General features: G+C 66.5%; 19 protein-coding genes. All 19 read left to right on the forward strand.

The window, feature by feature from the left end:
* The first annotated feature begins 127 nt into the window (after nucleotides 1-127).
* The 19 genes from R2733_19725 (at nucleotide 128) to proB (ending at nucleotide 20506) form a co-directional block, all read left to right on the forward strand.
* Nucleotides 128-1405 (forward strand): RICIN domain-containing protein, encoded by a 1278-nt coding sequence (locus tag R2733_19725; GenBank protein ID MEZ5378740.1) that lies wholly within the window; start codon nucleotides 128-130, stop codon nucleotides 1403-1405.
* A gap of 145 nt (nucleotides 1406-1550) precedes the next feature.
* Nucleotides 1551-2474 carry a prepilin-type N-terminal cleavage/methylation domain-containing protein gene (locus R2733_19730; GenBank protein ID MEZ5378741.1) on the forward strand — a complete coding sequence of 308 codons (924 nt, stop codon included), beginning with the start codon at nucleotides 1551-1553 and terminating at the stop codon, nucleotides 2472-2474.
* A 14-nt stretch (nucleotides 2475-2488) separates the two neighbouring features.
* Nucleotides 2489-3400 (forward strand): RICIN domain-containing protein, encoded by a 912-nt coding sequence (locus R2733_19735; GenBank protein ID MEZ5378742.1) that lies wholly within the window; start codon nucleotides 2489-2491, stop codon nucleotides 3398-3400.
* 38 nt (nucleotides 3401-3438) lie between these two features.
* Nucleotides 3439-3849 carry a nucleoside-diphosphate kinase gene (gene ndk, locus R2733_19740; GenBank protein ID MEZ5378743.1) on the forward strand — a complete coding sequence of 137 codons (411 nt, stop codon included), beginning with the start codon at nucleotides 3439-3441 and terminating at the stop codon, nucleotides 3847-3849.
* A gap of 142 nt (nucleotides 3850-3991) precedes the next feature.
* Nucleotides 3992-4984, forward strand: a complete 993-nt coding sequence (locus R2733_19745) for a rod shape-determining protein (GenBank protein MEZ5378744.1) — start codon at nucleotides 3992-3994, stop codon at nucleotides 4982-4984.
* Between the two features lie 56 nt (nucleotides 4985-5040).
* Nucleotides 5041-5811: a rod shape-determining protein MreC gene (gene mreC, locus R2733_19750; protein ID MEZ5378745.1), complete on the forward strand. Its 771-nt coding sequence runs from the start codon at nucleotides 5041-5043 to the stop codon at nucleotides 5809-5811.
* Between the two features lie 7 nt (nucleotides 5812-5818).
* Nucleotides 5819-6352: a rod shape-determining protein MreD gene (gene mreD, locus R2733_19755; GenBank protein ID MEZ5378746.1), complete on the forward strand. Its 534-nt coding sequence runs from the start codon at nucleotides 5819-5821 to the stop codon at nucleotides 6350-6352.
* Nucleotides 6349-8565, forward strand: a complete 2217-nt coding sequence (gene mrdA, locus R2733_19760) for a penicillin-binding protein 2 (GenBank protein MEZ5378747.1) — start codon at nucleotides 6349-6351, stop codon at nucleotides 8563-8565. Before mreD ends, mrdA begins: the two co-directional genes overlap by 4 nt.
* On the forward strand, nucleotides 8562-9707 hold the full coding sequence (locus tag R2733_19765; GenBank protein MEZ5378748.1) for an FtsW/RodA/SpoVE family cell cycle protein: 1146 nt from the start codon (nucleotides 8562-8564) through the stop codon (nucleotides 9705-9707). Before mrdA ends, R2733_19765 begins: the two co-directional genes overlap by 4 nt.
* A gap of 29 nt (nucleotides 9708-9736) precedes the next feature.
* Nucleotides 9737-11719 carry a TIGR03960 family B12-binding radical SAM protein gene (locus R2733_19770; GenBank protein MEZ5378749.1) on the forward strand — a complete coding sequence of 661 codons (1983 nt, stop codon included), beginning with the start codon at nucleotides 9737-9739 and terminating at the stop codon, nucleotides 11717-11719.
* Between the two features lie 6 nt (nucleotides 11720-11725).
* The gene (locus tag R2733_19775; GenBank protein MEZ5378750.1) at nucleotides 11726-12430 is read left to right on the forward strand and encodes a TIGR03936 family radical SAM-associated protein; all 705 of its coding nucleotides are present in this window, start codon (nucleotides 11726-11728) and stop codon (nucleotides 12428-12430) included.
* A gap of 15 nt (nucleotides 12431-12445) precedes the next feature.
* A complete protein-coding gene (locus R2733_19780) occupies nucleotides 12446-14386 on the forward strand; it encodes an Rne/Rng family ribonuclease (GenBank protein MEZ5378751.1) in 1941 nt (646 codons plus the stop codon).
* Nucleotides 14387-14488: 102 nt separating this feature from the next.
* A complete protein-coding gene (gene rplU, locus R2733_19785; protein ID MEZ5378752.1) occupies nucleotides 14489-14797 on the forward strand; it encodes a 50S ribosomal protein L21 in 309 nt (102 codons plus the stop codon).
* A gap of 1 nt (nucleotide 14798) precedes the next feature.
* Entirely contained in the window at nucleotides 14799-15050 is a 252-nt protein-coding gene (gene rpmA, locus R2733_19790) for a 50S ribosomal protein L27 (GenBank protein MEZ5378753.1), read from the forward strand.
* A 165-nt stretch (nucleotides 15051-15215) separates the two neighbouring features.
* A complete protein-coding gene (locus R2733_19795) occupies nucleotides 15216-15869 on the forward strand; it encodes a pilus assembly protein (GenBank protein ID MEZ5378754.1) in 654 nt (217 codons plus the stop codon).
* On the forward strand, nucleotides 15869-16480 hold the full coding sequence (locus R2733_19800) for a TadE/TadG family type IV pilus assembly protein (GenBank protein ID MEZ5378755.1): 612 nt from the start codon (nucleotides 15869-15871) through the stop codon (nucleotides 16478-16480). Before R2733_19795 ends, R2733_19800 begins: the two co-directional genes overlap by 1 nt.
* The gene (locus tag R2733_19805; protein ID MEZ5378756.1) at nucleotides 16477-18114 is read left to right on the forward strand and encodes a pilus assembly protein TadG-related protein; all 1638 of its coding nucleotides are present in this window, start codon (nucleotides 16477-16479) and stop codon (nucleotides 18112-18114) included. The genes R2733_19800 and R2733_19805 overlap by 4 nt, the downstream gene beginning before the upstream one ends.
* Nucleotides 18115-18152: 38 nt before the next feature.
* Nucleotides 18153-19409 (forward strand): GTPase ObgE, encoded by a 1257-nt coding sequence (obgE, locus tag R2733_19810; GenBank protein ID MEZ5378757.1) that lies wholly within the window; start codon nucleotides 18153-18155, stop codon nucleotides 19407-19409.
* Nucleotides 19409-20506 carry a glutamate 5-kinase gene (gene proB, locus R2733_19815; GenBank protein ID MEZ5378758.1) on the forward strand — a complete coding sequence of 366 codons (1098 nt, stop codon included), beginning with the start codon at nucleotides 19409-19411 and terminating at the stop codon, nucleotides 20504-20506. The genes obgE and proB overlap by 1 nt, the downstream gene beginning before the upstream one ends.
* Nucleotides 20507-20666 lie beyond the last annotated feature (160 nt).

Raw genomic sequence — 20666 nt, forward strand, 5'->3', positions numbered from 1 at the left:
AGTCGGTCGACCGGACCACATCGGCAGGCGGGAACTTCTTCCTGATCGACGGGGTCGTTCGAACCCTTCGTCGAGCGAACACGAGATCTGGCTCAAGCTTTTTGACGCAACGGCCGATGCTCCGGGGGTGAAGAGTCCATCGAAGCACCGCCAACGCCAGCACGGGGCAACGCTCACTGGCTATGCCCTTGTCCTTGCGACGTTCACCTCGGTGGCGCTCGGGACCCTCAACACGCTCGAGGACACCTCGGGTCAGTACCTGGTCGACACCGGTCAGGTGATCGCCGAACCGTTGGAAGGCCGCGAGTATCTGGCCACGTCGATCCTCGAGAATCCGCCGGAATGGGCGGTTCCCACCACGACGACCACGATCGCCACGACCACCACCACGTCGACGACGGTCGCTCCGAGCTCGTCGTCGACCGACACCACCGCACCGACTGGAAGCTCGTCGACGGTACCGACGACCCCCACCACCGCGGCGCCGACGTACCCGTCGGGCACCGAGATCTTCACCGGCACGATCGGCACCAACATTTCGGGGATGTGCCTCGAGGTGGTCGGCAGTCAGCTGAAGCAGGTCGCCTGCAGCGGAACGGCCGCCCCGCTCAAGATCAACCAGCGCCCCGACGGCTTCGTCACCGTGTCGATGGCCAGCGGCTCCTGCTTCGGCACCGAGTCCAGTTCGAGCGCTGCCAAGGTCAAGAACCAGGCCTGCACCGAGGCCGACAACCAGCTCTGGACGCTCGTGCCGTCGTGGAACGGCACCGTGCAGTTCAAGAACAAGGTGACCGGCTACTGCATGGACGTGAGCGGCAACAGCACCAGCTCCGGTGCCGACATCATCCAGTGGGGCACCGGAAGCTCGCCGAACGGGGAGTGCAAGAGCACGACCTCGAACAACAACCACAATTTCCCTCTGACCCCGTCAACGCCACCGTCGACCACCACGACGACAGCACCCACCACCACGACGGCAGCACCGACCACGACCGCCCCGCCGGCCCTGCTCGAGGTCAGCGCCAGTAGTGCCACCCTGAGCGGTGGTATGACGCTGAACAACGGCTCCATCGGTACGGCGGAGAACTCGGGCAACAACTTCAACGGTGCGAACAGCACCAGCTCGAAGGCCACCTTCACCTTCACGGTGACCGAGGCGGGAACGTACAAGATCCAGGGCGCAACCATCACCAACGGTGGCGGAAGTGACTCATTCTACGTCCAGGTCGACGGCCAGCCATCGAGCGGCTACACGTGGGGCGTCAGCAACGGCACCGACTACGTGAACGACAACAACGGTGGTAGCGACGTGACCGTGAGCCTGCAGCCAGGCACCCACACCGTGACCATCGCCCTACGCGAGGACGGCACCAGGCTGTCGAGCCTGAAACTCGTGAAGGTGTAGCCTGGCGGCAGCTGAACCGACGGTGGCCCACCCCTTGCGGGTGGGCCACCGTCGCGTCGCAGGCGCTGACCTCGACCAACTCATGGCGCCCGTTGCCCCTACCGAAGCTGGAGAGGTGCCTGCCTCCACACCGCCGCGCCAGCGGATGACCCCGCCGCGTCACGCACGCCGACCGCGTGCGGGCCGGCCGCGCCCGTGCGATGGGGGATTCACGCTGGTCGAGGTGATGGTCGTGGTCATGCTCCTCGGCGTGTTGATGATGGTCGCCACCCCGTCGCTGATCGGGGCTCGGGAACGGGCACAGGACGCCTCAGCCGAGTCGACGTTGCGAAACGCTGCGAGCTCGGCGGTCATCTTGAGCGAGTTCCGCTCCGACTTCACCTTTGCCTCGGCTGCAGCGTTGGCGCAGTCCGAACCCGGCTTCACCTACGTCGCCGGCTCCGAGCCATCGACCGGCCCGTCGGTCGTGAGCGTGGACGCAACGTCGTCGGGACGCTGGGCCGCCGCCGTCCGGTCAGGTTCCGGCCAGTGTTTCGCCGCCGTCGTCGAGGCAGGAGGCGAGGTCCACGTCCCTTCGTCGACATGTCTGGCCGACGACGTCGACGCCGACGTCCCCGATGCTCCGCCCGGTGCCGGGATCTCGAACAATGGTTGGGCGAGCGCGACGCCGGTCCTCCATGTCGATGCCGTCGACGCCCTGCTGACCGGCTCGATGGTGTATTCAGCTGGGTACGTGAGCGTGCCCGAGGGGGGCCACTATTCATCGTCGCCCTCGGTTACGAACTCGTCGGCTTCGTTCGTCTTCACCGTGACCGAGGCCAGTGACTACTGGTTGTGGGGGCAGACCGCATCGTTCGGTGGCACCTCGGACTCCTTCTGGATCCAGATCGACGGCCAGCCCGCTGAGGGCTACCTCTGGGACACCGGCACCGGTGTCGCCAAGGCGAAAGATCGGTTCAGCACCCCACTGGAGCTGGTCCTGCCGCTGTCGGCCGGCCAGCACACGATCACCATCTTCGACCGCGAAGACGGCGCCCAGCTCTTCTGGCTCGAGCTCCGGAAGGTCTGAGAACCGTGTCGTCGATGGGGGAGCGATCGCTTGCCGGAAGGAAGGAGCCGTCTGCCGATGCCGGTTTCACCCTCATCGAGGTCATGGTGGTCGTGCTGATCATCGGTGTGTTGCTGGCGGTCGCGACCCCCAGCCTGCTCGGGGCACGCCAGCGGGCCCACGACGTTGCCGCCCGATCCACCCTTCGCACGGCGACGACCTCGGCGATCGTGCTGAGCGAGTTCCGCTCCGACTTCACGTTCGCGTCGGCCGTCTCCCTCGACCGCGCCGAGCCCGGCTACACCTATCTCGCCGCCACCGAGGCCTCGACCGGGCCGCGGTCGATCAGCATCGACGCATCGAACGCCGGGCGATGGGTGGCTGCGGTGCGATCGGAGTCCGGCCGCTGTTTTGCCGTCGTGCTCGGTTCGGGCGGACAGGTCGACCTCGAGCCGGACTCGTGTGCCGCGAGCGACATCGACACTGCCGCCCCCGCCGGGCCGGGCCGATACTCGGGCGACAAGGTGCACGACGGGACCACCGGTGCGGTCACCGCCGGTATGTGCCTCGAAGTCGTGAGCGGCGGGTTCGTCGAGCAGCAGCCGTGCTCGTCGATCCAGCGTCCGATCCGGATCTACACCCGGCCGGACGGACTCTCGACCATCTCGAGCATCGACGGCAACTGCTTCGGCACCGAAGGGCCGCACATGGCGGCCGGCATCGTCGACAAGCTATGTGTCGAATCGGTCGATCAGCTGTGGACGATCGTGCCGGCGGCCGGGGGTCTGGTGCAGTTCAAGAACGCCGAAACGGGCTGGTGCATGGACGTCTACGGCGATTCGAGCGCCGCGGGCGCCCGACTCATCCAGTGGGGTTACGGCACGTCGCCGAACGGCACGTGCAAGCCGGTCGATTCACCCAACAACCAGACCTTCTCCCTCGGGTGAACGCCCAACCGGTGCTGCTTCCCTTGTAGCCTGCCGGGGTGAGTAGAACGCTTGTCATCTGTAAGCCCGACGCCGTGGAACGCGGCCTCGTCGGCGAAATCCTCGGCCGATTCGAACGCAAGGGCCTGACCCTCGCCGCCGTCGAACTCCGCCAGCTCGACGCCGCCACGCTCGACCGTCACTACGAAGAGCACGTGGGCAAGGGGTTCTACGAGGACCTCAAGGCCTTCATGTCGCGCAGCCCGGCCGTGGTCGCCGTGGTCGAGGGGTCCGAGGACACCTTCGCCATCGTCCGCACCATGATGGGCCCGACCAATCCGGCATCGGCGCCTCCCGGGACCATCCGCGGCGATTTCGGGACCGAGATGACCGAGAACCTGGTCCACGGCTCCGACTCGAACGAATCCGCCGAGCGCGAGATCGGGATTTTCTTCCCCGGATTGGCCTGATCAGGCCGGTGCCGACGGTGGGGTGCCCTTGTGGCGGCGCCTCACCTCTCCTAGCCTGCCGGGGCGGGCAATGATCACGTTGGGGTGAACCATGGCTGGATTTCGACTCTCGAATATGTTGGGCTCGGTCGGAGCTCGCGACATGGCAGTCGATCTCGGGACCGCAAATACCCTGGTCTACGTGCGCGGCCATGGCATCGTGCTCGACGAGCCGTCGGTGGTCGCCATCAACGTGCACACCAATCGGCCCCTCGCCGTCGGGATCGAAGCCAAACGCATGATCGGGCGAACGCCCAGTCACATCCAGGCCATCCGTCCGCTGAAGGACGGTGTGATCGCCGATTTCGACATCTGCGAAGAGATGCTGCGGTACTTCATCCAGAAGGTCAGTCCCGGCCGATGGGTGGCCAAGCCCCGCATCGTGATCTGTGTGCCGTCGGGGATCACCGGGGTCGAACAGCGTGCGGTGCGTGACGCCGCCGAGTTCGCCGGTGCCCGACAGGCCATCATCATCGAGGAGCCGATGGCTGCGGCGATCGGTGCCGGTCTGCCGGTCCACGACCCCACCGGCAACATGATCGTCGACGTCGGCGGTGGTACCACCGAGGTCGCCGTCATCTCGCTCGGCGGCATCGTGGCATCGCAGTCGGTTCGGATCGGTGGCGACGAACTCGACCAGTCCATCATGAACTACATCAAGAAGGAATACAGCCTCGCACTGGGGGAGCGGACCTCGGAAGAGATCAAGATCCACCTGGGCTCCGCCGATCGCCTGCCCGAGGAGTACGAGGCCGAGATCCGCGGTCGAGACCTGGTCAGCGGCCTGCCGAAGACCATCGTCACCACCACCGAGGAGATCCGCGAAGCGCTGGCCGAACCGGTGAGCGCCATCATCGATGCGGTCAAGGTCACGCTCGACAAGACCCCGCCCGAACTCGCCGCCGACATCATGGAACACGGCATCACGCTCGCCGGCGGCGGTGCGCTCCTGCGGGGCCTCGACACCCGCCTCAATCACGAGACCGGGATGCCCATCAAGATCGCCAAACAGCCGCTGCACGCCGTCGCCATCGGCTCGGGCCAATACCTCGAGGCCTACGACACGCTGCGCAACATCTATTCGCCCCAGGAGTAGCCGAAGTTCGGCACCTGCTCGTGGCCCGACCTGCTGTTCCCTCACGCAGAGTCGTCGTGCTCCTCGTCGTGACGGCGGTGGCGCTGATGACCCTCGATGCCCGCTCCGTTGGACCGTTCAACGGCGTGCGAGAGGTCGCGTACACCGCCACCCAACCATTCCGTGCGGTGATCGGGTTCGTGCTCAGCCCGATCGGGTCGGCGTGGAATGGGGCGGTGCACTACGACGACCTCCAGGCCGAGAACGCCCAGCTCCGGCGAGATCTTGCCGACCTCGAAGGCCGAGTAGCCCGGCTTCCGGAGGCCGAGCGCGAGCTGGAGCAACTGCTGGAGGCAACCGAGATCGACTACGTCGGCGACATTCCTCGCGTGACCGCTCGCGTCGTGACCGACCGCGACACCAACCTCGAGCGGATCATCGAGATCGACCGGGGCAGCGACGACGGCTGTGAGGTCGACATGCCGATCGTCACCGGCTCCGGTCTCGTCGGTCGAATCATCGCCGTCGAGGGCGGTCGCTCGCAGGTCCAGCTGATCACCGATGCTCGCCTTCACGTCGGCGTGGTCACCGCCACCGACCGGGCAACGGGGGTGACGTCGGGCGCCGGCAACGGCAATCCGCTCGTGGTCGACCTGGTCGACGGGGCGATCGACGTGGTGTCCACCGGCACTCGATTCCTCACGAGCGGGTTCGATCGGAGCCGGTACCCCGGCGGCATTCCGGTGGGTCGACTGCGAATCGACGGCGACGCGACCCTGCTCGAACCGATCGCCGATCTCGACAATCTCGGCTATCTCACCGTCCTGTTGGTCCCGGAACCGGAGTGAGTTGGCGATGAGGGATTCACGAGTTCGTTGGGGCCACGCCCTCACGACCATCCTTGCTGTGGTGCTCGTGCAGGTCACCGTGTTCGACCGCTACCAGCCCCTCGAAGCGGTTCGGGTCGACGTTCCCCTGGTACTGATCGTCGCCGTTGGCTTCGTCGCCACGCCGAGTGATGCCGCCATCCTCGGCTTCACCACCGGGATCCTGCTCGACACCATGCAGTTCGGACCCTTCGGCCTGTCGGCGCTGGTGTACTGCCTCGCCGCCTGGCTGATCGTGATGGCCCGACTCCGAGTGCTGCAGCCGGGCGCCACGTTCCGGACCGTGCAGGGGGCGACCATCGTCGTGCTCGTGACCGGCGCCACCTGGGCGGCGGGCACGGTCTTCGGCCTCCGGCCGCCGGAGTTCGGCCTCGAATCGATCGGCCGCCTGCTGCTCGCCGGCGCAATCGGCGCGGCGCTGGTACACCCCCTGACCCACGCCGCCAGCTGGATGGTGGATGACCACGACCGTTCGCTCACGAGTTCGGCGATGGCGTCATGAACGAAGCGCTCCTCGGTCGCCGCCTCGGCCTGCTCACCTTCATGGCCGTGGCCCTGCTCGGCACGCTCCTGGCCCGGCTGTACTTCCTCCAGGTGATGGAGGCGCCCCAGTTCACGGCGCAAGCCGCCGAGAACCGAACCCGCGAGATCGTCACCGAGGCGCCGCGCGGGCTCATCTACGACACCAACGGGAAGGTGCTCGCCGGCCGACGCGAATCCAGGGTGGTCACGCTCGACTGGACCCAGCTACGTGACTACAACGAGGAGGAGCGCGCCGAGATCTTCACGGCCGTTGCCGACGAGGTGAACCGCGAGGGCGAGAAGTTCAAGGTCGACCAGCTCGAACGCCGGTATCAGGCCGCGCGCAATGGATCGCTCAAACCGGAGCCGATCGCCGAAGACGTCAGCGTTCGGTTGTGGATCACCCTGCAGGAGCGGCAGTTTCCCGGGTTCAATGTCGAGCGGCGCTACGTGCGGGTCTACCCGTATGGATCGACCGGTGCGAACATCATCGGCTACATCGGCAACGTCGGCGACACCGAAACCGCCGACGCGCTCAACGAGAAGAACGACACCAAGGTCTACCAGCCGGGTGACGAACTGGGCCGAGCGGGAATCGAAGCCCTCTTCGAGTCGACGCTGCGGGGCGTCCCCGAGATCCGCCGCGTCGAGGTCGACGCCCAGAACCGGGTGATCAAAGAGGTCGAGATCATCCAGGAGGCCGTGCCCGGCGCCGATGTCTACCTGGCGCTCGACATCGACCTGCAGTACGCCGCCGAGCGCATTCTCGTCGACGAGCTCGAGCTGGCCCGCCAGCGCGACGCCTGCCGGGGGTGTCGTCCGCACGTAGCCGATGCCGGCAGTCTCGTCGCCGTCGATGTGCGAGACGGCACCGTCGCTGCGCTCGCGACCTATCCGAACTACGACCCGTCCGACTTCGTGTTCGGGATGTCGTCGAGCCAGTACCAGTCGCTGCTCGACCGGCCCGACACTCCACTTCTCGACCGAACGATCAAGGGTCTCTATCCGGCAGGCTCGACGTTCAAGCACGTCACTGGATATGCAGCACTGGTGAGTGGGGCGCGGGGCGCCAACGACTACTGGAACGACCAGGGTGTGTTCACGATCAACAGCTGCACGAGTGCGGAGAAGTCGGGTTGCCAGTTCCGCAACGCCGGCGACGCCCAGTACGGCTACGTGAACATGGCCGAGGCGATCGAGGTGTCGAGCGACACCTACTTCTATTCGCTGGGCGAGAAGTTCTGGGTCGAGCAGGACACCTACGGCGAAACGATCATGCAGGACGTTGCCGCTCAATTCGGCTTCGGGACGGCCACCGGCATCCAGCTTCCCGAGGAACGCAGCGGCCGGGTGCCCACACCCGAGAACCGCATGGCCGAATTCGGCGACGACGCCCGCTGGTACACCGGGGACAACATCAATCTGTCGATCGGCCAGGGCGACCTGCTCGTGACCCCGCTGCAGTTGGCCGACTCGTATGCGGTGTTGGCGTCCGGCGGTGTTCGCCACCAGCCGCGGCTGGTCGATCGAGTGGTCGATCCCGTGTCGGGCGAGACGCTGATCGACTTCGAACCCCGGGTGGCGGGCGACGAGCAGTTCGACGTGGCGGCGCTCGCCACCATCCGAGACGGGCTCATCCGGGTGCCGCGCACGGGTACCGCAGCCAAGGCTTTCGAGGGTTTCCCCCTGTCGGAGTACCCGATCGCCGGCAAGACCGGTACCGCCGAGGTTGCGAAGAAAGCCGACTTCGCCCTCTTCGCCGGGTACGGGCCGGCCAATGATCCGCAGTACGCCGTGGCAGCGGTACTCGAGCAGGCGGGCTTCGGTGGCGACGCAGCTGCGCCGGCCGTGCGCCGGTTCTTCGAACTGCTCGGCGGTTTCGCTCCGTTGCCGGCCGCGCCGCTCGCCGGTGAACCCCACGTCGAGTTCCCTCGGGCGCCCGAGATCGGCAGCGGCGAAGCGAGTTCGAACGCCGACAGCGAGGTCGTCGAGGACACGCCGACCACCCCAACGACCGAGGCTGTCGAACCGAACCCGACCACGACCACCGCCGCGGCACCATCGACGTCGACCACCAGCGAGCCGACGCCCACCACGACGACCACGGCCCCCACCACCGAACCGTCGACCGAACCGCCCGCCACCGAACCCGCTGCGCCGGCCGACGCCCCGACCACCGGGAGTTCGCCATGACCTCCACGCTCTCCTCGCCCCGGGTCCGGCCCGAGGCGAACGCCGCCAAGTTCGCCAACGTCGACTGGTCGTTGCTGGCGGCCGTGGTCACCCTGGTGTCGCTGGGAATGGTCGCCGTGTTCAGCGCCACACAGGCCGATCCCGACGGCGCGCTACTCTCGCTGGGCAAGCAGGCGGGCTTCCTCGTGATCGGCTCGATCCTGCTCGGGATCGTTGCCTTCGTCGACTATCGCGAGATCCGCAACTTCCTGGGACTCGCGGTCATCGTCACCATCGTGGTGCTCATCGCCGTGTTGACGCCGCTCGGCAGCGAGATCAAGGGGACGCAGGCGTGGTTCGTGCTGGGGCCGGTGTCGGTGCAACCGGCCGAGTTCGCGAAGTTGGCCTTGGTGGTCACGCTGTCGGCCATCTTCACGGGTCGTACCGGCTCGATCGAGCCTCACCGCATCGCCGGCGCACTCGGCATCCTCGGGCTGTTGGCGGTGTTGGTATTGCTCGAGGGCGAAACCGGGTCGGTCTTCGTCTACTGCGCGATCACGCTCGGGATCTTCCTCGCCGCCGGGGTCCCCGCCCGAGTGATGCTCCTGCTGCTGATCTCGGGCATCGCGGTGGTCTCCGTCGCGTTCCAGACGGGGCTGATGCCCGAGTACGCCCGCGAGCGACTCACGGCCTTCGTCGACGAGAACGCCGACCCCCGCGGCGCCGGGTATCAGCAGCGCCAGTCGGTGACCACGATCGGTTCCGGCGGCATCACCGGCAAGGGCATCCTGCAGGGCCCGCAAACCCAGGCCGGCTTCCTGCCCGAGCAGGAGACCGACTTCATCTTCTCCTCGTGGGGTGAGGAGACCGGGTTCGTCGGAACGAGTGTCATCATAGCGCTCGAGGGGTTCGTCCTGTGGCGCATCCTTCGCAACGCTCGGCTGGCCCGCGACGGTTTCGGCACGCTGATCTGTGTCGGGGTGTTCGTGATGTTCCTCTTCCAGGTCTTCCAGAACGTGGGCATGAACCTCAAACTGATGCCCATCACGGGGGTCCCCCTGCCCTTCGTCTCCTATGGAGGGTCGTCCCTCCTCACCTCACTCCTTGCAATCGGGCTGGTACAGAGCGTGGCAGTGCACCGCCACCGGGGTTCCCCCGTGTGACGGGTGCCAACCGATAGCCTGAAGATCTGATGACATCGGTGTGGCCAGATCTCGAACCGATTCTCGCGAAGGTGCAGAAGCCGGCGCGCTACATCGGCGGTGAAGATGGCGCCGGCGCGAAGCCCCCGGCCCCCGGTCTGGTCAGCTGGCTCTTCATGTATCCCGATGCCTACGAAATCGGCCTGCCGAACCAGGGTCTGCAGATCCTCTACGAGATCGCCAACGAGCGAGCCGACACCCGGGCCGATCGGGCCTACTGTCCCTGGATCGACCTCGAGGCCGAGATGCGGGCCCGCTCGATCCCGCTGTTCTCGGTCGAGCACCACACGCCGGCTCGCGAGTTCGACATCATCGGCTTCAACCTGTCGGCCGAACTCACCTACACCAACGTGCTCAACGCGATCGACCTCGCTCAGGTGCCGCTGCGCACGGCCCAGCGGTCGGTCGACGATCCGCTGATCATGGCCGGTGGGCACTGCACCTACAATCCCGAGCCGCTCGCCGACTTCCTCGACGTGGTGGTCCTGGGCGACGGTGAGGAAGCGATCGGCGAGATCACCGAGGTCGTGGCCGCGTTCCGGTATGGCACCGGCACAAGCAACCGTTCGTCGGCCGGCACCCGGGAAGACCTGCACCGCGAACTGGCGAAGATCGAGGGTGTCTACGTCCCCTCGCTGTACGAGCCGCACTACGAAGGCCCGGCGCTCGTCGCCATGACCCCGAAGTTCCCGGGCGTGCCCGAACGGATCGAGAAGCGCACGATCGCCGACCTCGCCGAGTGGCCGTACCCGAGGAACCAGCTGGTGCCGCTCACCGAGGTGGTGCACGACCGTCTCAACGTCGAGGTCTTCCGCGGCTGCACCCGGGGCTGTCGTTTCTGCCAGGCCGGCATGATCACCCGTCCGGTGCGTGAGCGCCCGGCCGACCAGGTGCGGTCGATGGTGGCCCAGGGATTGCGGCGCACCGGTTACGACGAGGTGTCGCTCACCTCGCTGTCCACGGCCGACTTCAGCGGCATCTCGCCCACGGTCACCGGCATCATGGACGACGCCGAGGCGGCCAACTGTGGGCCGGTCACCGTGTCGCTTCCCAGCCTGCGGGTCGACGCCTTCGGGGTCGACATCGCTGCCCAGCTGCAGCGGGCGAAGCGCAGCGGGCTCACGTTTGCTCCCGAGGCCGGCACCTGGCGCATGCGCCAGATCATCAACAAGCTGATCCGTGAGGAAGACCTCTACGAGGCCGTCGATGCCGCCTACTCACAGGGTTGGCAGCGGGTGAAGCTCTACTTCCTCACCGGGCTGCCGTCGGAGACCGACCCCGACACCCTCGGCATCGCCGAGCTGGCGAAGAACTGCGTCGAGATCGGCAAGAAGCACAACAAGCGTGCGAGCGTCACCGCATCGGTCGGCGGGTTCGTGCCCAAGCCGTTCACTCCGTTCCAGTGGTTCGGCCAGAACACCACCGAGGAACTCCAGCGCAAGATCAACCTGCTGCGCGAATCCACCCGCAAGATGAAGGGTGTCCAGCTCAAGTGGCACGACGCCCGAGCCACACTCGCCGAAGGCATCGCGAGCCGCGGCGACCGCCGCATCGGCGACGTCCTCGAAGAGGTGTGGCGGGCCGGCGGCACCTTTCAGGAGTGGACCGAATTCTTCGACCTCGAACGCTGGACCACGGCCATGGCCAACGCCGGGCTCGATCCCGACTGGTACGTCCACCGGCACCGCACCGAAGACGAGTACCTGCCGTGGGACCATCTCTCGGCCGGACTCCACAAGGACTTCCTCTGGCAGGACTGGCAAGACGCCCTCGCCGAGGTCGGTCTGCCCGATTGCCGATGGACCCCGTGCTACGACTGCGGAGCCTGCACCGGCTACGGCATCGAGCACGTCGTCGCGTCCGCCACGCCACCCGCCGGTGGCAGCCAGGGCACCGGGCAGGATCTGTCGACCGGCGGTGCCACCCCGGTGGTCCTGTCGCCCACCCGGCTCGCTTCGTCGGCGAGGTCCTGACGCCCCATGAAGATCCGCCTGCGTTACGCGAAGAACGGCAAGGTGCGTTTCACCAGCCATCGCGATGTCGCTCGACTGTTCGAGCGAGCCTTTCGAAAGCTACGGCTTCCGGTCTCGTACACCGAGGGGTTCTCGCCTCGACCGAAGCTCAGCTTCGGCCTGGCGCTCTCGGTGGCCCACGAATCAGATGCCGAATACCTCGACGTCGACCTTGCTACCTCGGTCGACCTCGGGGACTTCTGCGCCCAGATGACCGCTGCACTGCCTGACGGCCTCGACGTCGTCAGTGCCGTGCCGCTCGAGTCGGGCTCGGTATCGCTGCAGCAAGCCATCGTCGCCTGCAGCTGGGAGATCGAGGTCATCGGCCTCCCGCCCTCCGAGGTAGCCGTCGCCGTGGCGTCGATCATCGACGCCACCGAACTTCCGCTGGAACGCACGCGGAAGGGAAAGGTCGCCGTGGTCGATGTCCGCCCCGCCATTCTCGAACTCGAGATTCAGGGGCCGACAGATCGTGGCGTGCGACTGGCGGCCGTCCTGGCCACTGAATCCGTCTCGCTCCGACCTGCCGAACTCGTGCAGCTCATCGGACCCGACGTCGAGGAAGGCCGGGTACGCCGCACCCACCAATGGACGAGTGTCGAACCAGAACGAAGCGAGCCGATCGGCCGCACGCTGGTGACGACCGGGCAACCCCACGGGGGAGCCACATGAGAAGGGACTCACACCATGTCCGACGCCTCCGAGAACGGCGGATCCGCATCTGCCGACCGGGCGCCGAAGCAAGCGCCGACCAGTTCGCCGCCCACCAACGCCAACCCATCCTCCGACACCACACCTGCCGCCAACACCTCGGCGAACGGCCGACCCGCCCGAGCAGCGGCCACCCCGCCGCCGTCCGTGCGACCCAAGCCCCGCATCGGCGACTCGCGCCCGGCGCCCCTCGAACCCGCAGGCCAGTCGTCGGGTGGCGGGGGGTCGTCGCCCGAGGGTGACGGCGGCGGCAATCGCTCCCAGCCTCGCAAGCGGAACCGTCAACGGCCACCGCGCAACGACGCCGACCGCGAGTCCGGCGGCGGTGCTGGTGGCAACGGAAACGGTCGTGGCACGCGCCGCCAAGCCCAGCAGGGCGACGGCGACACCAGCGGCGACAACCGCCGCCAACAGCAACAGGGCGGCCAGCAGCGAAATGGGGGAGGAGCCGACGGCGGCGACGGCAAGCCGCGGCGAAAGCGTCGCCGCAGCCGTTCGAAGTCCGGTGGCGGCGACGCCAACCGTCAGTCCGGAGGCCAGCGCAACGGTGGCGCCAACGTGGTCGAACACATCGTGGCCGACGCACCGGTCGAGCTCGACGAGTCACAGCTCGAGAGCCGACGTGGACGGAGCCGCAAGGGCAGAGCGGTCGGCCGCTACGTCATGGCTGTCTCCAAGCAGGGCGACGCCACCCACATCGCCATCCTCGAGGGTCGCAACCTGATCGAGTACTACGTGTCACGCGCGGCCGACGACACGTTCCAGATCCACGGCAACATCTACCTCGGCAAGGTCCAAAACGTCCTGCCCGGCATGGAAGCGGCCTTCGTCGACATCGCCACCCCCAAGAACGCCGTCCTCTACCGGGGCGACGTGCAATACGACAAGGCCGACTTCGAGGGATCGGGTAACGCTCAACCGAAGATCGAGCAGATCCTCAAGGCCAAGCAGACGGTGCTGTGTCAGGTCACCAAGAACCCGATCGCGCACAAGGGGGCCCGCCTCACCACCGAGGTGTCGCTGCCGGGCCGTTTCGTGGTGCTGGTGCCGAACTCCGACACCTACGGCATCTCGAAGCGCCTACCCGACGCCGAGCGCAAGCGTCTCCGGAAGATCCTCGACAAGGCTCGACCAAAGGAGCACGGCATCATCGTGCGCACGGCAGCCGAGAACGTCACCGCCGAAGAGATTCAACGTGACGTCAAGGGTTTGATCCAGCAGTGGGAGCAGATCGAGAAGCTGGCCAACCAGACCAAGGCGCCGGCGCTGCTCTACCGCGAACCCGAGATGTCGGTGCGGGTCATCCGCGAGGAGTTCAACAAGGAATACCGGGCCGTCATCATCGACGACAAGTCGCTCTACGACGAGGTGTCGTCGTATGTGTCGGTGATCACCCCGGCGCTGGCCGACCGGGTCGAGTTCTACGACGAGGCCGCCGAGGGCCTGCCGATCTTCGAGCGCTATCACGTGCACGAGCAGCTCCACAAGGCGCTCGACCGCAAGGTGTGGCTGCCGTCGGGCGGTTCGCTCATCATCGAGCACACCGAGGCGCTCACGGTGATCGACGTCAACACCGGCAAGAACGTGGGCTCGTCGAGCCTCGAGGAGACGGTCTACCGGAACAACCTCGAAGCAGCCGAAGAGGTCGCTCACCAGCTGCGATTGCGCGACATCGGCGGGATCATCGTCATCGACTTCGTCGACATGGAAGACAAGAAGAATCGAGACGACGTCACCCGCACGCTGCGCCAGGCGCTGGCCAGGGACAAGACCCGCACCCAGCTCTACGAGATCGGCGAACTGGGGCTGGCCGAGATGACCCGCAAACGCATCGGCGAGGGGTTGCTCGAATCGTTGTCGTCGCGCTGCCCGCACTGCGACGGGCGGGGACATGTCCTCGAGGCCGGAGTGCGCTGATCGCCAGGTTGCACCGCTCGCCAGCGGCCAGGAGAAAATGACACCGTTGTGATGTGTGGATCGGGTGGCGCAGCGATGTTGCGCCGCTAACCTCTACCGTCTATGTACGCAGTCGTTGCCACAGGTGGCAAGCAGTATCGGGTCGAGGAAGGCCAGCAGCTCCAGGTGGAGCGGCTGGGTGAAGCCGGCACCGAGGTCGAACTCCGACCGGTCCTTCTCGTCGACGGTTCCGAGGTGCTCGCCACCCCCGAACAGCTGTCGGGCGTGTCGGTCTCGGCTCGGGTCATCGGCGAGTCCAAGGGACCGAAGATCGACGGGTTCACCTACAAGAACAAGACCAACCAGCGTCGTCGGTATGGCCATCGCCAGACCTACGCCACGGTGGAGATCACCGGAATCAAGAGGGGCTGAGATGTCAAAGACCAAAGGTGGCGGTTCAACTCGCAACGGTCGTGATTCCGAGGCCAAGCGCCTCGGCGTGAAGTGCTTCGACGGCACCCAGGTGCAGCCCGGGTCCATCATCGTGCGCCAGCGTGGCACCAAGTTCCACCCCGGCCGCAACGTCGGCATCGGTGGCGACGACACCCTCTTTGCCACGGCCGAAGGCAAGGTGAAGTTCGGGTTCCGCAAGGGCCGCAAGCTGGTCGACGTCCTCACCGACTGACACCGGGTTTCCCGACGAGCCCGGCTCGTCGATACCAAGAGTCGAACGAAGGCGCCCACGGGGCGCCTTCGTCGCGTCACGACCCGCCCTGCCGGGTCGAATGACTCACCAGGAGATCGGCAAGAGAGCATCAAGAGTTCGGCCACATGTGCCGATAGGACCTCCATGCACTCGCCGAACAGCAGGCGTCGCCAGCGCGAACGCGGATCGACCATGGTGGAGGCGGCATTCGTCACGCCCGTCTTCTTCCTGCTGATCTTCGGGATCATCGAGTTCGGCTTTCTCTTTCGCGACTACCTCACGGTGTCGAACGCGGCGTCAGTCGGGGCTCGCTCTGCGTCGGTTGCCGGCAACGATCTCGACGCCGACTTCTTCACGCTGCGCAGCGTGAATCACGGTCTGGCCGCCATCAACCTGCAGGACCTCGAGTCGATCGTGATCTTCGAAGCGTCCGGTCCCGATGACGAGCCTCCGGCCAATTGCATCGGGCCGACCGGCACCTCACAGGTGTCTTCGGGTTCCCAACGTGGGTGCAACGTGTACCACGCCTACGAACTCTCGCTCGGCCTGGTCGAGGACGACGGCCTCGGCAACGAAGTCGCGACCACCTATTTCGGCTGCCATCCGGCAACCGGTAGCGATCCGGCGTCGGTCGACATCTCGTTCTGTCCGTCGAGCCGCGACCCCCGGCTGCCCGACCCCGACTTCGTGGGTGTCTACGTGGCGGTGAATCACAAGATGATCACCGGGTTCTTCGGCACCAATCGCACGTTGACCGACACCAAGGTCATCCGCCTCGAGCCGGAGCGCGCCACCTGATGTATCGCCGTTCTCTCACACGACGCCACAACGGCGAACGCGAGCGGGGCTCGGTCCTCGTCGAGCTCACCATGGTGCTTCCCCTGCTCATCACCCTCGTGCTCGGCATGATGGAGATGGGCATGGCCTGGCGCGACCAGCAGACCATCGTCCAGGCCTCTCGCCAGGGCGCCCGCGTCGGATCGCATCTCGGCGACGACGCCACCGCCGACCAGCAGGCCATCGAGGCCGCGCTGGCCGTGCTCGATGCGGATCAACTCGCCAACATCCGGCGCATCATCGTCTACAAGGTGACCACTGCCGACGGTGCGGTGCCGCCGAACTGTCTCGCCGTGAGCACGTCCTCGGCGACCGGCGGCGTGAACGGCACCTGCAACGTCTACAACAAGGCCGGCATCGACTCGGGCACGTACAACCTGACCTACTGGCGCTCGGCACCCAGCACGCCGGGCGGAACCAACGGACGCAAGGTCACCCTCACCGGCACCGGTCCCGACCGCATGGGGGTGTACGTCGAGGTGCACCGCCCGTGGTTCACCGGCTACTTCCCCGGCGATGGCTCGACCCTTCGGGCCATCAGCGTGATGCAATTGGAGCCCGACCTCACATGACCGACATCGATCGCCCGACGCACGCCACCGAACGGGAGGGCGAGCGCGGGTACGTGCTCGCCACCACGGCGCTTCTGCTCATCCCCCTGATGATCTTCGCTGCTCTCGCCGTCGATGTCGGCGGTTGGTACTCGCGAGCCAACCAGGTGCAGCGGGCAGCCGACGCGTCGGCACTCGCTGCCGTCGTGTGGATGCCCGATGACGCGAAGGCCCTCCAGGTGGCGCTCCAGACGGCAAAACAGAACGGCTTCGACGCCACCGATCCCGATGTCGACGTACAGCTCAGCATCATCAACTCACAGTCGGTTCGAGTCGACATCACCGCCAAGGGCGACACCTACTTCGGTGGCGTTGTCCAGCAGGACGACCTCGACCTGCACCGCTTCGGCACCGCTGAGTTCATCCTTCCCGTGCCGATGGGCAACCCGTCGTCGGCGCTCGGCACCGGCAACCAGCCCCAGGTGGGCGGAACACAGGAAGGCATCTGGCTTGCCGTCAACTCGAAGTGCTACGGCCGCCAGCAGGGTGACCAGATCTCCTCGGCGGTCCAGGGCGCGGCCGGGTCGTGCACTCATTCAACTGCCATCGCCAATCCTCAGTACGAGCCCGAAGGGTTCTATTACGTGCTCGACGTTCCTGCCGGTGCGCTGACGCAGAACTGGACCGTGCAGTTCTACGAGCCGGGCATCTGTAGCTCCCAGGAGGGAAGCAGCTCGGGGTCGTCGCCCGGTCCGCAGTTGCAGACCAGGCTGTACCGGGCCGACAACACCCTCATCACCGACACCGACAACATCGTCGACACCAATCGGCAGTCAGCGCTGCCGACCGGCACAGGGTTCGTCAAGACGTTCGGCCTGAGCGAGGGTTGCAGCTCGGGCAGCGTGGCGAACCGCTGGGTTTCGGCGTTCGAGATCCAGAGCTCTGACCCGGCCGGTCGCTGGATCCTCAACGTGCGGTCGCGGGACAACAACTCCGAGAATGGCATCAACACCTTCGCCATCCGCATGACTCCCTCGAACGCCATCGGCACGGCGTGCACCACGGTCTCGGGCGCCAACCTGACGACCTGCCCCCGGGTGTACGCCAAGGACTATCTGTCGATCTACGCCGCCGAGGACGACTCGTATGGCAACACGGTGCTGAGCACGAACCCTGCGTCGTTCTACCTGGCCGAGATCGACACACAGCATGCGGGCAAGACGCTCGAGGTGACCCTTTTCGATCCGGGCGAAGGTATGGCGAACCTCCAGATCGTCGCCCCCGACCGTACTCGTCCCGCGTTCACCTGGGAGACGATCGACCAGGCCGAGTTCGGTATCACGGCCAACGTGAACGACCGTACGGGCAACAGCACCAGCTGCTGGACCACGGTGACGGCCGGTGACCCGACGACGACGACCGCCGGCAACTACCAATGCCTAGTGGTCGATGGTGACCCATCGGGACCGGGCCGCAATCCGATCTTCAACAACCAGACCGTCCGCATCCGGCTCACGATCCCGGCCAACTCGGGCTGTGTGAGTGGTGACTGCTGGTGGCGCATCCGGTATCAGCCGAAGTCCGGTGTGGCGGTGACCGACCGCACGGTCTGGTCGGTGCGTGTGCTGGGTGACCCGGTCCGACTGAGCGAATAGGCGTCCGACCCTCGCCGGGGTGCCCCTATCCTCGGTAGGTGTCCAATTTCGTCGACGAGACCAACTTCTGCGCCCGTGCCGGTGACGGCGGCGCGGGCTGTGTCTCGATGCGGCGAGAGGCCCATGTGCCCAAGGGCGGTCCCGACGGCGGCGACGGTGGTGACGGCGGCAGCGTCTGGCTCGAGGCTGATCCGAACGTCGCATCGCTGCTGGCGTTCCGCGACCATCCCCACCGCATCGCCGAGAACGGCACCCACGGCCAGGGGAGTGGCAAGCACGGGAAGAACTCGTCCGATCTGATCGTGAAGGTCCCGATCGGCACGACGATCAAGTCCCACGCCACTGGCGAGGTGCTCGCTGACCTCTCGAACGCCGGCGACCGGTGGCAGGCCGCCGTCGGCGGCCAGGGCGGTCGGGGCAATGCCAGATTCCTGTCGAACAAGCAGCGGGCACCAATGTTCGCCGAGCAGGGCGAAAAGGGCGAGGAGATCTGGTATCGCCTCGAACTCCGTCTCTTCGCCGATGTGGCGCTCGTCGGCTATCCGAACGCGGGCAAGAGCACCCTCATCTCGGTCATCTCGGCCGCCAAGCCCAAGATCGCCGACTATCCCTTCACCACCCTCGAACCCAATCTCGGCGTGGTGCGCCTCGATGACCAGACGCAGTTCGTGGTCGCCGACATCCCTGGTCTCATCGAGGGGGCAAGCGAGGGCGTGGGGCTCGGCCACCAGTTCCTGCGCCATGTCGAGCGGGCCCGAGTTCTGATCTATCTGCTCGATCTCTCTGCGGTCGATGGTGACTCGCCGCAGCGCCAGCTCGAGGTGCTGCGCAACGAGCTCGGCGCCTACCAGCCCGATCTGCTCGATCGGCCTTCGATCGTGGTGGCGTCGAAGGACGACGTCCTGAGTGTCGAGGACTGGGGTGACGACCTGGTCGTCGACTACTCGATCTCGTCGGTCGCTCGTCGTGGGCTCGAGCCGATGCTGTGGAAGACCGCCGAACTCGTCGCCGCCAGCCGAGACGTGGTCGACGAGAACGAAGGGTTCGTGATCCACCGACCCGAGCCGATCGGCATCGAGCTGGCCCGAGAAGACGACGGTTCATGGCGAGTGCTCGGACGTCCGGCCGCTCGTGCGGTCGCGCTCTCCGACCTCACCGATCTCGGTGCGCTCGACTACATGCGTCATCGGCTCGAGAAGCTCGGCGTCAACAAGGCGCTACGCAACGCCGGTCTCAAAGACGGCGACATCGTGCACATCGGAGCGTTCTCGTTCGAATACGAAGAAGAGATGTGATGCCCATCGTCGTCGTCAAGCTCGGCTCCTCGTCGGTCGTGCGTCCGTCGGGCGACATCGACACCGACATGCTCACCAAGCTGGTCGGTGAGGTATCCGAGGTCCAGGCCTCGGGGCGCCAGGTGGTCGTGGTCACCAGTGGCGCGATCGCCGCCGGTCTCCCACAGCTCGGGTGGAGTGGTCCCCGGCCGTCCAACGATTCCATGCTGCGAGCCGCCGCGGCGGTCGGCCAGACTTCGCTCATGCGGGCGTACGAGTCGGCGTTTGCGACGGTGGGGCTGCTATGTGGTCAGGTGCTCTTGGCCCCGACCGACTTCATGTTCCGGCGCCGCTACCTCAAGAGCCGGGGCACGCTCCACGCCCTGCTCGAGGCGGGGGTCGTGCCCATCGTCAACGAGAACGACGCCATTGCCGACGACGAGATCCGGTTTGGCGACAACGACCGGCTCGGCGCCCTCGTCGCCCACCTGGTCGAGGCGTCGCGGCTGGTGCTGCTCACCGACACGGCGGGGCTCTTCACCGCCGATCCTCGGGTCGACGAGTCGGCCTCGCTGATCGAGGAGATCGTCGCCATCGACCACGAGATGGAAGCCGCCGCCGGGGGAGCGGGATCGCTCCAGAGCACCGGGGGCATGGCGTCCAAGCTCGCAGCGGCAAAGATCGCCACCTGGTCAGGAGTCGAGACGGTGATCGCCTCGGCCCATCGGGATCGGGTGGTCATCGACGCCATCAACGGCACGGCCGGCGTGGGAACCGTCTTCCGTGCTCGTGACCGTCGCCTCGGTGCCCGCAAGCTGTGGATCGCCTTCGCTCTCCCGGCCAGCGGGCGGATCATCGTCGACGCCGGCGCCCGTCGGGCTCTCGAGGAGCGGCAGGGCTCGCTGCTCCCGGCCGGAATCATCAAGGTCGAGGGCACCTTCGACGTCGACGCAGCGGTCGAAGTCCTCGACGACCGGGGCGAGGTGTTCGCCAAGGGCCAGGTCAGCTGGGGGAGTGGTCAGGTCGAAGCCTTCAGCGGTCGCCGCACCGAGGAGCTCCCCGATCACTTCCCCGACGCCGTCATCCACCGCGACGACCTGGTCCTCCTCCCCAAGTAGCCCTGGTCGCCCAACGCTCGGCTGCCAAGCCCACCAAATGCGAACTCTCGGCTGCTGAGCCCGGAAGTGGGCTCCACAGCCGAGAGTTGCCAAGGAGTGGGTTGGTGAGCCGAGAGTTCAGGCCGGACTCTGGGCGAGTCCGGCCGACTGGGGCCAGGAA

This window comes from Acidimicrobiales bacterium (genome assembly GCA_041394265.1).
Classification (GTDB): domain Bacteria; phylum Actinomycetota; class Acidimicrobiia; order Acidimicrobiales; family SZUA-35; genus JBBQUN01.